Origin of the sequence: Streptomyces sp. NBC_01077, from assembly GCF_045162855.1 — a bacterium.
Lineage (GTDB): Bacteria > Actinomycetota > Actinomycetes > Streptomycetales > Streptomycetaceae > Streptomyces.
Genome location: NZ_CP108669.1, coordinates 4,975,961 through 4,990,549 on the forward strand (window position 1 = coordinate 4,975,961; position 14,589 = coordinate 4,990,549).

Consider the following 14,589-nt stretch of genomic DNA (forward strand, 5'->3'; position numbering starts at 1 on the left):
GTTCCAGGCCGCCGGCCACAAGGGATGGAATCAGCGGACGAGACGCGCGCCGAGTTCACCGAGGTCGCGGCGGGCAAGAACCCGGACCGCTGAACCCCGCCGTGCCCTTCTCCCACTACGCAAAACCCCCTTCGACCTGCGGAAACGCAGGTCGAAGGGGGTTTTTTTCGTGGAGCCTAGGGGAGTCGAACCCCTGACATCTGCCATGCAAAGACAGCGCTCTACCAACTGAGCTAAGGCCCCGGAACGAGGACAGCGTACCGGGTCACCCCCCATGTCCGGCAAAAGGATTGGGACTCCCGGTCGGCGACCACTCTCCGTAAGATGCTGATCGAGGTTCGCAGTGGCGAACCGAGGGATGGGGAGAAGAAATGGACGCAGCGCAGCAGGAAGCCACGGCGAGAGCCAGAGAGCTTCAGCGCAGTTGGTACGGAGAGCCGCTGGGGGCGCTCTTCCGTCGGCTGATCGACGATCTCGGACTCAACCAGGCCAGGCTCGCGGCCGTGCTCGGATTGTCCGCGCCCATGCTGTCCCAGCTGATGAGCGGCCAGCGGGCCAAGATCGGGAACCCGGCCGTCGTCCAGCGCGTCCAGGCACTCCAGGAGCTCGCCGTACAGGTCGCCGACGGCACTGTCAGCGCCGCCGAGGCCACCGACCGGATGGACGAGGTCAAGAAGTCGCAGGGCGGCTCCGTCCTCACCAGCACGGCTCAGTCGACCGCCGGGTCCGGTGCTCCGACCGTCCGCCGGGTGGTCCGTGAGATCCAGTCGCTGCTGCGCTCCGTAGCCGCGGCGGGCGACATCATCGACGCCGCCGACTCCCTCGCCCCGGCCCACCCGGAACTGGCAGAGTTCCTCCGGGTGTACGGCGCAGGGCGCACCGCGGACGCGGTCGCCCACTACGAGTCGCACCAGAACTGACGCGGTCGGCAGCCGGCCGGCATCGCCTACAGACGAAGCAACGGGGAGCGGACGCAGCACGATGGGTGAGGTATTCGCTGGTCGGTACGAGCTGGTCGACCCGATCGGACGGGGCGGGGCGGGCGCCGTATGGCGCGCCTGGGACCACCGTCGCCGCCGCTATGTGGCGGCCAAGGTGCTCCTGCAGAGCGACGCGCACACGCTGCTCCGCTTCGTCCGCGAGCAGGCCCTGCGGATCGACCATCCGCACGTCCTCGCCCCGGCCAGCTGGGCCGCCGACGACGACAAGGTCCTGTTCACCATGGACCTGGTCGCCGGCGGCTCGCTGGCCCACGTCATCGGCGACTACGGCCCGCTGCCGCCCCGGTTCGTCTGCATCCTGCTCGACCAGCTGCTCTCGGGCCTGGCCACGGTGCACGCCGAGGGGGTCGTGCACCGCGACATCAAGCCCGCGAACATCCTCATGGACGTCACCGGCACCGGGCGGCCGCATCTGCGGCTGTCCGACTTCGGCATCTCCATGCGCAAGGGTGAGCCGCGCCTCACCGAGACCAACTACGTCGTGGGCACGCCCGGGTACTTCGCTCCCGAGCAGCTCCTCGGCGCCGAGCCGGACTTCACGGCCGACCTCTTCGCCGTCGGCCTGGTGGCCCTCTATCTGCTCCAGGGCCGCAAGCCGGACTCCCAGGCCCTGGTCGAGCACTTCCTCACGCACGGCACTCCCGGCGCCCCCGAAGGCATCCCGGAGCCGTTGTGGCAGGTGCTGGCCGGGCTTCTCCAGCCCGATCCGCAGGCTCGCTTCCGGACGGCCACGGGCGCGCGCAAGGCCCTGACCGCCGCCGTCGACATGCTTCCCGAGCCGCGTCCCGACGAGGAGCCGGTCGAGATCTTCGACCAACTCGGCCCCCTGCCGTCCGGCTTCGGCCCCCAGGGCCCGACGGGCCCCGCCGGCACCGCTGCCCCCACCAGCCCCGCCGACGCCCCCGCCGCGGCCGCCCAGGCCGCCTCCACGGGCGCTTCCACGACCGCCGCACCCGGCGCCGTACCGACGCCCGCCCCCATGCCCGTACCACCCCAACAGCAGCCCCCACAGCCGCACTACCAGCCCCAGCACCCGGTCACCCCGAGCACGGCCCCGCTCGCCGCCCCGGTCCCGGCTCCCGCGCCGCTGCCCGGGCCCTCCGAGACGGGCAGCTTCCACCTGCCCCCACCGGTCACGCACCCGACCCCCTCCTTCGAACAGGCACCCACCGCAGCGGTGCCGTACGAACAAGCCCCTACTCATCCATACACCGCTCGCCCCGTTCAGGTTCCCGCGCAGCACACCGCCCCCGTGCCGGCCCCGGCGGCGCCCCCGGCCCCCGTACGCCGACCGGGACCGCCCCCGAAGGTGGCGATCCCGGTCCTGCTGCTCGCGCTGATCTGCTTCGCGGTCGGCTTCTGGGCCCTCACCCAGACCTGAGCCGCGGACGGACGCCGGCCGGGCTGTACATCCCGTACGGCCCGGGCCGTACGGCCCTTCCTTCGTGCCGCCCGCCTGCGCGCCTACGCCGCCCGTCGGCGCGCCACCAGCGTCCACGCGCCGAGCCCCAGCAGCAGTACCGTCCCGCTGCCGATCCCGGCCGCCGCGACGACGGTCATGGAGTCGCTCCGCTCGGCCGCCTGTGCCCCGGAGGCGCCGTTCTCCGCCGCCTCCTTGTCGTCGGCGGTCACGGTGAACCGCCCGGGATCACCGTCGTACCCGGGCCCCGGCTTCGTGCTGCCGCGCACGGAGACCCGCAGGGTCAGCGGCACCGTCCTGTCCCCGTACTCCTTGGCCATCGCCGGGTTGAGCGTGGCGGACAGGTAGTACCAGCCGGCGAAGCGCATACCGCTGGTGGCCTCGTCGTACGAGCTGCGGTTCTCGTGCGCGACCGGCCGCAGCGGGTCGAGCGCGAGCGTCGCGGGCTTCCCGTCGTAGCTGACGGTGTTCTCGTCGACGTGCCCGAGCGCGGGGTTCTCCAGGGAGAGGACCAGGGCGTGGCCGATGTACTCGTCGCCGGCCGCGCTGCTGCCGAGTTCGGCGGTGGCGAAGAGCTGCTGGCCCCAGTCGAGGGGCACCCGGTAGAAGAGCGTCTGGCCGGGCCGGATGTCGGACCGCCACTCGCCCTGCGTCAGCGAGGTGGCGTCGTGGACGCCGGAGCCGCCCTGCCGCCGCTGCGGGCCGCCCCCGGGCGGCGCGGGCGTGCCGGAGGCCCAGACCTCGGGGAGTTCGGTCGGGCCGGCCTTCTTCAGGACCGGCTCGGACGTGTACCGGATCTCCAGTTCCCAGTCGTCGGCGGCGGAGGTCGCCTTCGCCTCCCGCTCGACGAGCACGTAGTAGGCGCCGGCGCGCTGGCAGGTGGAGCTTTCGGCGTCGACGATGCGGCGGGCGTACGCGGCGAGCGGCCGGGTGTACTCGGCGGAGGAGAAGTTCGCCTGCTGGTAGCCGCATTCGGTGCCCGAACTGTCCTGCATGCTCACTTTGAAGCCGTCGCCGTACTCGACCTTGCCGCCGGTCTTGGGCACGGCGACGACGGAGACGTACGCGTTCTGCTTGTCGAGGTCGACCCGGTAGTAGACCTTGCCGTCCTTCTTGAGCGTGTCGCGGTAGGTCTGCCCGGTCTTCAGCTGCACCGCGTCCGAGCTCGAAGCGGCTCCCTGGACCCGCTGGGCGGCGCCGTCGAAGGTGTACGGCGGGAGTGCGCTCCCCTCGGCGGCCACCGCCTGCTCAGGAAGCGCCACAGCCACCGTCGACCCGGGAAGCGCCACAGCCGGTACGGGAAGCGCCACCACCGCTCCCACCGCCGCGGCCGCCGTGATCAGGGCCCCCGCCCTCCGGCCGATGCCGGCCTGCGTCTTCACGCGCTGCTCCTCTTCACTTAAGCAAGTCGACAATTTGCTCAGGCAAAAGCGAAGCCCCGGCCCGCTCTCGCGCGGCCGGGGCTTCACCCACAGACGATCTTCGTCTCACACACCCGAACCTGCGGGCACGGAGTCGGTCGCCTCCGTCCACAGATCCTGCTCGGCGCGATCCGCCTGGATCTGGCGGTACACGAGGAGCCCGCCGATGGCGGCCAGTGCGACCAGGAGAAGCTTCTTCACCGCGCGACCTCGTCTTTCGTTGACGTAGGAGACTTCTGACGCCCACTCTACACATCGACCGATACCGATCGGTGACCTGTACGAGGTTCAAACCTTCCGGCGTCCCCGGAGAAACAGATCGACCCGGACGGAGTAACCGTCCGGGTCGATCGACACTGTGGGGCTAACAGGATTTGAACCTGTGGCCTCATCCTTATCAGGGATGCGCTCTAACCAACTGAGCTATAGCCCCGCCGCGCTCTGCGGTGTATGTCCCGCGCGCTGACTCCTGAACATTAGCGCACAGGGGGGCCAGTCCCAAAATCGGTAACCGACCGGCCCCCACGCAGGTCACTCGGCCGTCATTCGTCCTCGGCGAGCGTGAGCTCCACGCCGCCCACGAAGCCCGCCGACAGGTTGTAGATGAACGCGCCCAGCGTCGCCAGTGCGGTCATCAGGACCACGTCGATCACGGCGATCACCGAGGTGAACATCAGCACCCGCGGCAGCGAGAGGAACGACTGCAGGTCGAAGCCGTTGGACTCGTTCGAGCCCGTGGCCTCGCTGATCGTGCCGCCGACGGTCGAGAAGACGCCCATGGCGTCCATGACCATCCACAGCACCGCCGCGGCCACGATCGTGCAGATGCCCAGCGCGATGGAGAGCAGGAAGCTCACCTTCATCACCGACCACGGGTCGGCCTTGGCCACCCGCAGCCGCGCCTTGCGCGTACGGGGCGTCGTGCGTGCCCCCGTACGCGGCCGGCGCACGGCACCGGTCCCCGCCTGGCCGCCCGGCGCCGGAGCACCGTACGCCTGCGGCGGGTGGTAGGGCGTGCCCGGCTGCTGCGCACCCGTGCGCTCGCCGGGCAGCGGCCCGTTGTAGGTCTCGTACGAGGGCTGCTGCCCCCGAGTGTCCGTCACCGCAACCCCCTGGGAGTCCGTGGCGGAGCCACGGGCGCCGTTCGCTCCAGCACCAGCAGAAGCTCCGGCGGCCGCCGATCCGGCGCCCGTGGCTCCACTCACGCTCTTACTCCTCGTGCTCCCCGGCCGAGGGCTCCGTGCCCTCGACTGCCTCGGTCTCGACCACCACGGCCTCGACCACCGCGCTCTCGGACGCCTCCAGGGCATCCTCGGCGTCGTCGATGTCCTCGTCGCCGCCGGCCTCGGCGTTCCGTGCGATGCCGACGACGGCATCGCGCTTGCCCAGGTTGATCAGCTGGACGCCCATGGTGTCACGGCCGGTCTCCCTGACTTCGTTGACTCGCGTACGAATCACACCGCCGGAGAGCGTGATGGCGAGGATCTCATCCGTCTCCTCGACCACCAGCGCGCCCACGAGCGAGCCGCGGTCCTCCACGATCTTGGCGGCCTTGATACCGAGGCCGCCACGGCCCTGGACGCGGTACTCGTCGACGGGGGTGCGCTTCGCGTACCCGCCGTCGGTCGCGGTGAAGACGAACGTACCGGGCCGGACGACATTCATCGAGAGCAGCTCGTCGTCCGTGCGGAAACTCATCCCCTTGACGCCCGACGTGGCACGTCCCATCGGACGCAGCGCGTCGTCGGTGGCGGTGAAGCGGATCGACTGCGCCTTCTTGCTGATGAGCAGCAGATCGTCCTCGGCCGAGACCAGCTCGGCACCGATCAGCTCGTCGTCGCTGCCGTCCTCCGCCTCGCGGAGGTTGATCGCGATGACACCGCCCGAACGCGGCGAGTCGTAGTCCTTCAGCGCGGTCTTCTTGACCAGACCGGCCTTGGTGGCGAGCACCAGGTACGGCGCGGCCTCGTAGTCGCGGATAGCCAGGATCTGGGCGATCTGCTCGTCCGGCTGGAAGGCCAGCAGGTTGGCCACGTGCTGGCCGCGCGCGTCCCGCCCGGCGTCGGGCAGCTCGTACGCCTTGACCCGGTAGACCCGGCCCTTGTTGGTGAAGAAGAGCAGCCAGTGGTGGGTGGTGGAGACGAAGAAGTGGTCGACGATGTCGTCCTGCTTCAGCTTCGTGCCCCGCACGCCCTTGCCGCCGCGCTTCTGCGAGCGGTAGTCCTCGGTCTTCGTCCGCTTCACGTAGCCACCGCGCGAGATGGTGACGACGATGTCCTCCTCGGCGATCAGGTCCTCGATGGACATGTCACCGTCGAAGGGCACGAGCTTGGACCGGCGGTCGTCGCCGAACCTCTCGACGAGGGCGGCCAGCTCCTCGCTGACGATCGCGCGCTGACGCTCGGGCGAGGCCAGGATCGCGTTGTACTCGTTGATCTTGGCCTGAAGTTCGTCGTGCTCGGCGACGATCTTCTGGCGCTCCAGGGCGGCGAGCCGGCGGAGCTGCATCTCCAGGATCGCGTTGGCCTGGATCTCGTCGATCTGGAGCAGGTCCATCAGGCCGCCACGGGCGATCTCGACCGTGTCGCTGCGCCGGATGAGCGCGATGACCTCGTCGATCGCGTCGAGCGCCTTGAGCAGACCGCGCAGGATGTGCGCGCGCTCCTCGGCCTTGCGCAGCCGGAACTTCGTCCGGCGGACGATGACCTCGATCTGGTGCGTCACCCAGTGACGGATGAAGGCGTCGAGCGAGAGGGTGCGCGGCACGCCGTCGACGAGCGCCAGCATGTTCGCACCGAAGTTCGTCTGCAGATCGGTGTGCTTGTACAGGTTGTTGAGGACGACCTTGGCGACGGCGTCGCGCTTGAGCACGATGACGAGGCGCTGGCCGGTCCGGGACGAGGTCTCGTCGCGGACGTCGGCGATGCCGCCGACCTTGCCGTCCTTCACCAGGTCGGCGATCTTCTGCGCGAGGTTGTCCGGGTTGGTCTGGTACGGCAGTTCCGTGACCACCAGGCACTGGCGGTTCTGGATCTCCTCGACCTCGACGACCGCGCGCATCGTGATCGAGCCACGGCCGGTGCGGTACGCCTCCTCGATGCCCTTGCGGCCGACGACGAGCGCGCCGGTCGGGAAGTCCGGGCCCTTGATCCGCTCGATCAGCGCGTCGAGGAGTTCCTCGTGGCTGGCGTCGGGGTGTTCGAGCGCCCACTGCGCACCGGCCGCGACCTCGCGGAGGTTGTGCGGCGGGATGTTGGTCGCCATGCCCACCGCGATGCCGGCGCTGCCGTTGATCAGCAGGTTCGGGAAGCGGGCCGGCAGGACCGTCGGCTCCTGGTTGCGGCCGTCGTAGTTGTCCTGGAAGTCGACGGTCTCCTCGTCGATGTCCCGGAGCATCTCCATCGACAGCGTCATGAGCTTGCACTCGGTGTACCGCATGGCGGCGGCCGGGTCGTTGCCCGGGGAGCCGAAGTTGCCGTTGGAGTCGACGAGCGGCATGCGCATCGACCAGGGCTGGGCGAGGCGTACGAGGGCGTCGTAGATCGAGGAGTCGCCGTGCGGGTGGTACGTACCCATGACGTCACCGACGACGCGGGCGCACTTGTAGAAGCCCTTCTCGGGCCGGTAGCCGCCGTCGTACATCGCGTACAGCACGCGACGGTGGACGGGCTTGAGGCCGTCCCGTACGTCGGGCAGCGCGCGGGACACGATGACGGACATCGCGTAGTCGAGGTACGAGCGCTGCATCTCGGTCTCGAGCCCGACGGGCTCGATGCGCAGGACGGGCTCTTCTTCTTCGGTGGTCCCGGTCGGGGTGTTTTCGTCGGCCATTGCTGGTCGTCAGTCCTTTCGTACGGTCAGCTGAGACCGACTCAGATGTCGAGGAAGCGAACGTCCTTGGCGTTGCGCTGGATGAACGAGCGGCGTGCCTCGACGTCCTCGCCCATCAGGACCGAGAACAGGTCGTCGGCCTGGGCGGCGTCGTCCAGGGTGACCTGGCCGAGGACGCGGTGCTCGACGTCCATGGTGGTGACGCGCAGCTCCTCGGCGTTCATCTCGCCGAGACCCTTGAAGCGCTGGATCGAGTCCTCGCGGATCCGCTTGCCGTTCTGCTTGCCCAGCTCGACGAGCGCGTCCCGCTCCCGGTCCGAGTACGCGTACTCGAAGTCGTCCCGGCCCCACTTGATCTTGTAGAGCGGCGGACGGGAGAGGTAGACGTGACCGGCCTCGACCAGCGGCCGCATGAAGCGGAAGAGGAAGGTCAGCAGCAGGGTGTTGATGTGCTGACCGTCGACGTCGGCGTCCGCCATCAGGATGATCTTGTGATAGCGGAGCTTCTCGATGTCGAAGTCCTCGTGCACACCGGTGCCGAAGGCCGAGATGAGCGCCTGGACCTCGGTGTTCTGCAGGATCTTGTCGATCCGGGCCTTCTCGACGTTCAGGATCTTGCCGCGGATCGGCAGGATGGCCTGGTACATCGGGTTACGGCCCGACTTGGCCGAGCCGCCGGCGGAGTCACCCTCGACGATGAAGATCTCGCACTTGGCCGGGTCGTTCGACTGGCAGTCGGACAGCTTGCCCGGCAGCGACGCCGACTCCAGCAGGCCCTTACGACGGGTCAGGTCGCGCGCCTTGCGGGCGGCCACGCGCGCGGTGGCGGCCTGGATCGACTTGCGGATGATGTCCGCGGCCTCGACCGGGTTGCGGTCCAGCCAGTCGTTGAGGTGCTCGTAGACCGCCTTCTGGACGAAGGTCTTCGCCTCCGTGTTGCCCAGCTTGGTCTTGGTCTGGCCCTCGAACTGCGGCTCGCTCAGCTTGACCGAGATGATCGCGGTCAGACCCTCGCGGATGTCGTCGCCCGTGAGGTTGTCGTCCTTCTCGCGGAGCAGCTTCTTGTCGCGCGCGTACTTGTTGATCAGCGAGGTCAGCGCCGCACGGAAGCCCTCCTCGTGCGTGCCGCCCTCGTGGGTGTGGATGATGTTGGCGAAGGAGTACACGCCCTCGCTGTAGCCGCTGTTCCACTGCATCGCGACCTCGAGGGACAGGGCCTTGTCCTTGTCCTCCGCCTCGAGGTCGATCACGGTGGGGTGGACCAGCTCGCCCTTGCGCGAGTTGAGGTACTTCACGAAGTCGACGATGCCGCCCTCGTAGTGGTACTTCACCGTGCGCGCGGCCGGCTCTGCGGCCTCCGCCTCCGGGTCGTCCGCGCCGACCGTGGCCTTCGCCGACTCGCGCTCGTCCGTGAGCGTCAGGGTCAGGCCCTTGTTGAGGAAGGCCATCTCCTGGAAGCGGCGCGCGAGCGTCTCGAAGGAGTACTCGGTGGTCTCGAAGATGTCCGGGTCGGCCCAGAAGGTGACCGAGGTGCCGGTCTCCTCGGTCTCCTCGTGCTGCGCGAGGGGCGCGGTCGGGGCGCCCATCTTGTAGTCCTGCGTCCAGCGGTGGCCGTCCGTCTTGATCTCGACGGAGATCTTGGTGGACAGGGCGTTCACGACCGACACACCGACGCCGTGCAGACCGCCGGAGACGGCGTAGCCGCCGCCGCCGAACTTGCCGCCCGCGTGCAGCACGGTCAGCACGACCTCGACGGCCGGCTTGCCTTCGGAGGCCACGATGCCCACCGGGATGCCGCGGCCGTTGTCGACGACGCGCACGGCGCCGTCGGCCAGGATCGTCACGTCGATGGTGTCTGCGTGGCCGGCCAGGGCTTCGTCGACCGAGTTGTCGACGACCTCCTGCACCATGTGGTGCAGACCGCGCTCGCCGGTCGAGCCGATGTACATGCCAGGGCGCTTGCGCACGGCATCCAGGCCTTCGAGGACCTGGATGTTGCTGGCGGTGTACTGGTTGTTCTCGTTGGGGTTGCCGGAATCGGCCACGAAGCGCCCTTTCTGGCACAGCACAAGCCGTTCTCCGGGCATACGGGAGCGGCTGCGTCGTTCGACATGTTCCGCAGGGTGGCGGGATTGTCTCCCAGTCTACCGGTAGCGCCGACAGTCATGGGGGTTTGCCGGTGCCTGAGTCCGCATGTGCCGCCCTGAGCGGGAGCGAGACGACTCCCCATATCCGGACAGGGGCTTCAGAGCCCTCTGACGGCCACCCAGCGCTTCGACCCGTAGCGCGGTGTGGGCACGCGCGCCGCCCCGTTGTGGGCATGCGTTCCGCAGGACGTGGGGGTCCCCCGGACGGAGTCTGGGGGAGGGTGGGCACAACGCCCACGCGCACGGCGCCCTTCGGCTGTGACCCGCACCACCGGAACCGCTCAGCGACCGCGCGCCACAAGGTCCCGCCCCCAGAAAACCCAGGCCGCCCGGCGCCCTAGCCGTACGTGTCGCCCGGCCCCACGGACCCCGGCGCCCGCAACGGCCCGTACCCCCGCCGCGGTGCCCCCGGCCCGAGCACCTTGATCACCCGCACCGTCCCGTGCCCCAGGTCCTCGTTGAGCCGCGCGACGAGCCGCGGTGCGAGCAGCCGCAGCTGCGTGGCCCAGGCCGTCGAGTCACACTGCACCGTCAGCACCCGCGCGTCCGGCTCGTCGTCGAACTTCACCGGTACGCAGTGGTTCGCCAGGTCCTCGCCGACGATCTGCGGCCAGCGGCCCATGACCCCGCCGACCGCCGCCGGCGTCTCCCAGCCCCGCTCGGTGATGAGCCGGTTGATCGCGGCGCCGAGCGCCATCGGGTCGCGCCCGTCGGCGCGCGCGCCGGAGCGCAGTCCGCCCCCGCGCCGGGCCTGCTTCTTCTGCTGGGCGGCCGCGCCCTTGGCCTTCGCCTGTTCCTTGGCGGCGCGCAGCGCGACCCGCGCGAGATCCACACCCGAGGGTTCGGGAACGGAAGGCCTGTCCACAGGCTGGGGAAGGTTTTCCTCGCTCATACCCGCTCCACCGACCCTCCGGCCACCTCGTACCGCGTCCCCGCGAGGACCCCCGGCACGTCGTCGTCCACCGCGGCCGTCACGAGGACCTGCTCGCCGCCCGCCACCAGCTCCGCGAGCCGCTCGCGCCGCCGCGCGTCCAGCTCGGCGAAGACGTCGTCGAGGACGAGGACGGGCTCGTTGCCCTCGGACCGCAGCAGGTCGTACGAGGCGAGCCGCAGCGCGAGCGCGTACGACCAGGACTCGCCATGGCTGGCGTACCCCTTCGCCGGCAGCTCGCCGAGCTTGAGCAGCAGCTCGTCGCGGTGGGGTCCGACCAGCGTGACGCCCCGCTCGATCTCCTGCTTGCGCACCTCGGCGAGCGCGGCCATCAGCTGCTCGTACAGCTCCTCGCGGGTGTGCCCGGTGCCCGGCGCGGAGGGCCGGTACTCCAGCAGAATCGGTCCGCCACCGGGCGCGAGCTGCTCGTACGCCTTGTCCGCGAGCGGCTGCAGTACGGCGATCAGATCGAGCCGCTGGGCGAGCAGCTCGGCCCCGGCCCGCGCCAGATGCTGGTCCCAGACGTCGAGTGTGGACAGGTCCATGCCGCGGCCGCCGTGCCGGCGTGCCATCGCCGCCGACTTCAGGAGCGTGTTGCGCTGCTTGAGCACGCGCTCGTAGTCGGAGCGCACGCCCGCCATGCGCGGCGTTCGCGCCGTGATCAGCTCGTCGAGGAAGCGCCGGCGCTCGCCGGGGTCGCCCTTCACCAGGGCGAGGTCCTCGGGCGCGAACAGCACCGTCCGTACGATTCCGAGCACATCACGCGGTCTGACCTGCGAGGACCTGTTGATACGGGCACGGTTGGCCCGGCCCGGATTGAGCTCCAGCTCGATCAGCTGGGAACGCTCGCCCTGGGTGACGGCGGCGCGGATGACCGCGCGCTCGGCCCCCATCCGGACGAGCGGGGCGTCGGAGGCGACGCGGTGGCTGGAGAGGGTCGCGAGATAGCCGACGGCCTCGACCAGGTTGGTCTTGCCCTGGCCGTTGGCGCCCACGAAAGCGGTGACGCCCGGGTCGAGCGGGACCTCGACCCGGGCGTACGAGCGGAAGTCGGCCAGCGACAGATGCGTGACGTGCATGGTGGGCGCCGACCTTCTTCCCCCGGCGGCTGTGCACCGCGGGGTGCACAGCCTGTGGATTACTTCTTCGTCTCGACCGCGTGGCCACCGAACTGGTTGCGCAGCGCGGCGATCATCTTCATCTGCGGGGAGTCGTCCTGCCGCGACGCGAACCGCGCGAACAGCGACGCGGTGATCGCCGGCAGCGGTACGGCGTTGTCGATGGCGGCCTCGACGGTCCACCGGCCCTCGCCGGAGTCCGACGCGTAGCCGCGCAGCTGGTCCAGGTGCTCGTCCTCGTCCAGCGCGTTCACCGCGAGGTCCAGCAGCCAGGAACGGATGACCGTGCCCTCCTGCCAGGAGCGGAAGACCTCGCGCACGTCGGTGACGGAGTCGACCTTCTCCAGGAGCTCCCAGCCCTCGGCGTAGGCCTGCATCATCGCGTACTCGATGCCGTTGTGGACCATCTTCGCGAAGTGGCCGGCGCCGACCTTGCCCGCGTGGACCGAGCCGAACTCGCCCTCGGGCTTGAGCGCGTCGAAGATCGGCTGGACCTTCGCCACGTCCTCGGCGGAACCGCCGTACATCAGCGCGTAGCCGTTCTCCAGGCCCCAGACACCGCCGGAGACACCGCAGTCGACGAAGCCGATGCCCTTGGCCGCCAGCTCCTCGGCGTGCTTCTCGTCGTCCGTCCAGCGGGAGTTGCCGCCGTCCACGACGATGTCGCCGGGGGAGAGCAGATCGGCCAGCTCGTCGATGGTCGACTGGGTCGCGGCACCGGCCGGAACCATGACCCACACGACGCGGGGCCCCTTGAGCTTGCCCACAAGCTCCTCGAGGCTGTGGACATCGGCGAGGTCCGGATTGCGGTCGTATCCGATGACGGTGTGGCCTGCGCGGCGAATGCGCTCACGCATGTTGCCGCCCATCTTGCCGAGACCGACGAGACCGAGCTCCATCAGAGATTCCTTAAGCGTCGTGTGCGGTTTACCCGGGTCCGAGCCTACGCCGGGACCCGGGTGCACACCTGTGGGGTCAGCCGCTCAGGCGACGCCCCGAATCAGGGCGTCAGCCGCTGAGGCGCACCGGCATTCTGCGGCTTCCCGGGGGCGACCCCCGGACCCCCGGCACGGACTGCCAGGCGTCAGCCGCTGAGGCGCACCGGCATGATCAGGTACTTGTAGGCCTCGTCCGCCTCCGCGTCCACGGCCGGCTTGCCGCTCAGGAGCGCCGGCTTGGTGGAGGTCGTGAAGGAGAGCTGGGCGACCGGGGAGTCGATCGCGCTCAGGCCGTCGAGCAGGAAGGTCGGGTTGAAGGCGATCGAGATGTCGTCGCCCTCCAGCTGCGCGTCGACGCGCTCCACAGCCTGTGCGTCGTCACTGGAGCCGGCCTCCAGGATCAGCACGCCCTGCTCGAAGCTCAGCCGGACCGGGGTGTTGCGCTCGGCCACCAGGGCCACACGCTTGACGGCCTCGACGAACGGCGCGGTCTCGATCACCGCGACCGAGTTGAACTCGGTGGGGAAGAGCGTCCGGTACTTCGGCAGGTCGCCCTCGAGCAGGCGGGTGGTGGTGCGGCGGCCCGCGCCCTCGAAGCCGATGAGGCCCTCGCCCTTGCCGGAGCCCGAGAGCGCCAGGGTGACCGTGTCGCCGCTCGTGAGCGCCTTGGCGGTGTCCAGGAGGGTCTTCGCGGGCACCAGGGCGACCGCGGAGGCGTCCGGGGACTCCGGCTTCCACAGGAACTCGCGGACCGCGAAGCGGTAGCGGTCGGTGGAGGCCAGGGTGACCGTGTCGCCCTCGATCTCGATGCGCACACCGGTGAGCACGGGCAGCGTGTCGTCACGGCCGGCGGCGATCGCCACCTGCGCGGCGGCGGAGGCGAAGACCTCACCGGGGACGGTGCCGGTCGCGGTGGGCATCTCCGGCAGCGCCGGGTACTCCTCCACAGGCAGGGTGTGGAGGGTGAAGCGGGAGGAGCCGCAGACCACGGTCGCCCGTACACCGTCTGTGGAAATCTCCACCGGCCGGTTGGGGAGGGCGCGGCAGATGTCGGCGAGCAGTCGGCCGGAGACCAGGACGGTGCCGTCCTCCTCGACCTCCGCCTCGACGGAGACACGGGCCGAGACCTCGTAGTCGAAGCTCGAGAAGCTCAGCGCGCCGTCCTCGGCCTTCAGCAGAAGGCCCGCGAGTACGGGCGCCGGCGGACGGGCCGGGAGGCTGCGGGCCACCCAGGCCACCGCCTCGGCAAGTACGTCGCGCTCCACCCGGATCTTCACCGGAACCGCCTCCTGCTTGTTGCTGGCTCTTCGTCGACTGCGGGAACCAGTCTGACGTACGCCGCCGACACTCGGTGCTGCTCGGGGTCAAGTCGCGACAAGAGCGCGTCGGAGCTCCGGCGCCGAGTTGTGCACAGGCCCCACTTCGAAGCGGATTCCTAGCTAACTCTAAGTGGGAGTAGTAGTAGGGCCTGTGGAAACGGTGGATAACGTCGTTTTCGCAGGTCAGGCCCGGTTTTTTGTCCACTGCGCCTGTGGGTGGAGGCGGTGGACAACTGGGGTTCTCTGTGGACACCCGAAAGTTCTGCACACCCGATACACAGGCCATGGGGAGTTCTCCCCAGCGCTGTCCCCAGCTTTACCCACGTTCCCCACAGCCCAACCGTCCTCCTTGGTGTGACGGCTTTCACTCGACGCGGTGAGAGGGGGCGATTCGTTGCCGAACAGTGGACAGGGGTGTGGAGAAGCTGTGGGCAACGGACCCTGCCCTGTGGGCAGCCGGTGG

11 protein-coding genes and 2 tRNA genes are annotated in these 14,589 nt (G+C 69.6%); 2 read left to right on the forward strand and 11 right to left on the reverse strand.

The window, feature by feature from the left end:
* Window positions 1–170: 170 nt before the first annotated feature.
* Window positions 171–243 (reverse strand) — tRNA-Ala (locus OG462_RS22375).
* Between the two features lie 128 nt (window positions 244–371).
* On the opposite strand from OG462_RS22375, the gene OG462_RS22380 reads away from it, so the two are divergent.
* Both OG462_RS22380 and OG462_RS22385 read left to right on the forward strand, forming a co-directional pair.
* Window positions 372–920 (forward strand): helix-turn-helix domain-containing protein, encoded by a 549-nt coding sequence (locus tag OG462_RS22380; protein ID WP_406060109.1) that lies wholly within the window; start codon window positions 372–374, stop codon window positions 918–920.
* Between the two features lie 61 nt (window positions 921–981).
* Complete coding sequence (locus OG462_RS22385; RefSeq protein ID WP_406060111.1) at window positions 982–2,382, forward strand: serine/threonine-protein kinase; 1,401 nt, start codon at window positions 982–984, stop codon at window positions 2,380–2,382.
* A gap of 83 nt (window positions 2,383–2,465) precedes the next feature.
* Here the strand turns inward: OG462_RS22385 and OG462_RS22390 are convergent, their stop codons facing one another.
* From OG462_RS22390 to dnaN, 10 genes are all read right to left on the reverse strand, one after another.
* The gene (locus tag OG462_RS22390) at window positions 2,466–3,803 is read right to left on the reverse strand and encodes a hypothetical protein (protein WP_406060112.1); all 1,338 of its coding nucleotides are present in this window, start codon (window positions 3,801–3,803) and stop codon (window positions 2,466–2,468) included.
* A 105-nt stretch (window positions 3,804–3,908) separates the two neighbouring features.
* Complete coding sequence (locus tag OG462_RS22395) at window positions 3,909–4,043, reverse strand: DLW-39 family protein (protein WP_003958712.1); 135 nt, start codon at window positions 4,041–4,043, stop codon at window positions 3,909–3,911.
* A 158-nt stretch (window positions 4,044–4,201) separates the two neighbouring features.
* Window positions 4,202–4,275: transfer RNA gene (locus tag OG462_RS22400), tRNA-Ile, on the reverse strand.
* 109 nt (window positions 4,276–4,384) lie between these two features.
* Window positions 4,385–4,945, reverse strand: coding sequence for a DUF3566 domain-containing protein (locus tag OG462_RS22405; protein ID WP_406060115.1), 561 nt, complete (start codon window positions 4,943–4,945; stop codon window positions 4,385–4,387).
* 106 nt (window positions 4,946–5,051) lie between these two features.
* Entirely contained in the window at window positions 5,052–7,673 is a 2,622-nt protein-coding gene (gene gyrA, locus OG462_RS22410; RefSeq protein ID WP_406060116.1) for a DNA gyrase subunit A, read from the reverse strand.
* A 41-nt stretch (window positions 7,674–7,714) separates the two neighbouring features.
* Entirely contained in the window at window positions 7,715–9,742 is a 2,028-nt protein-coding gene (gene gyrB / locus OG462_RS22415; RefSeq protein ID WP_406060117.1) for a DNA topoisomerase (ATP-hydrolyzing) subunit B, read from the reverse strand.
* A gap of 415 nt (window positions 9,743–10,157) precedes the next feature.
* Window positions 10,158–10,712: a DUF721 domain-containing protein gene (locus OG462_RS22420; RefSeq protein ID WP_406060118.1), complete on the reverse strand. Its 555-nt coding sequence runs from the start codon at window positions 10,710–10,712 to the stop codon at window positions 10,158–10,160.
* Entirely contained in the window at window positions 10,709–11,830 is a 1,122-nt protein-coding gene (gene recF, locus OG462_RS22425) for a DNA replication/repair protein RecF (RefSeq protein WP_406060120.1), read from the reverse strand. The genes OG462_RS22420 and recF overlap by 4 nt, the downstream gene beginning before the upstream one ends.
* A 59-nt stretch (window positions 11,831–11,889) precedes the next feature.
* Complete coding sequence (gene gnd, locus OG462_RS22430; protein WP_141298773.1) at window positions 11,890–12,768, reverse strand: phosphogluconate dehydrogenase (NAD(+)-dependent, decarboxylating); 879 nt, start codon at window positions 12,766–12,768, stop codon at window positions 11,890–11,892.
* 185 nt (window positions 12,769–12,953) lie between these two features.
* Window positions 12,954–14,084, reverse strand: a complete 1,131-nt coding sequence (dnaN, locus tag OG462_RS22435) for a DNA polymerase III subunit beta (protein WP_030205035.1) — start codon at window positions 14,082–14,084, stop codon at window positions 12,954–12,956.
* Window positions 14,085–14,589: the final 505 nt, after the last annotated feature.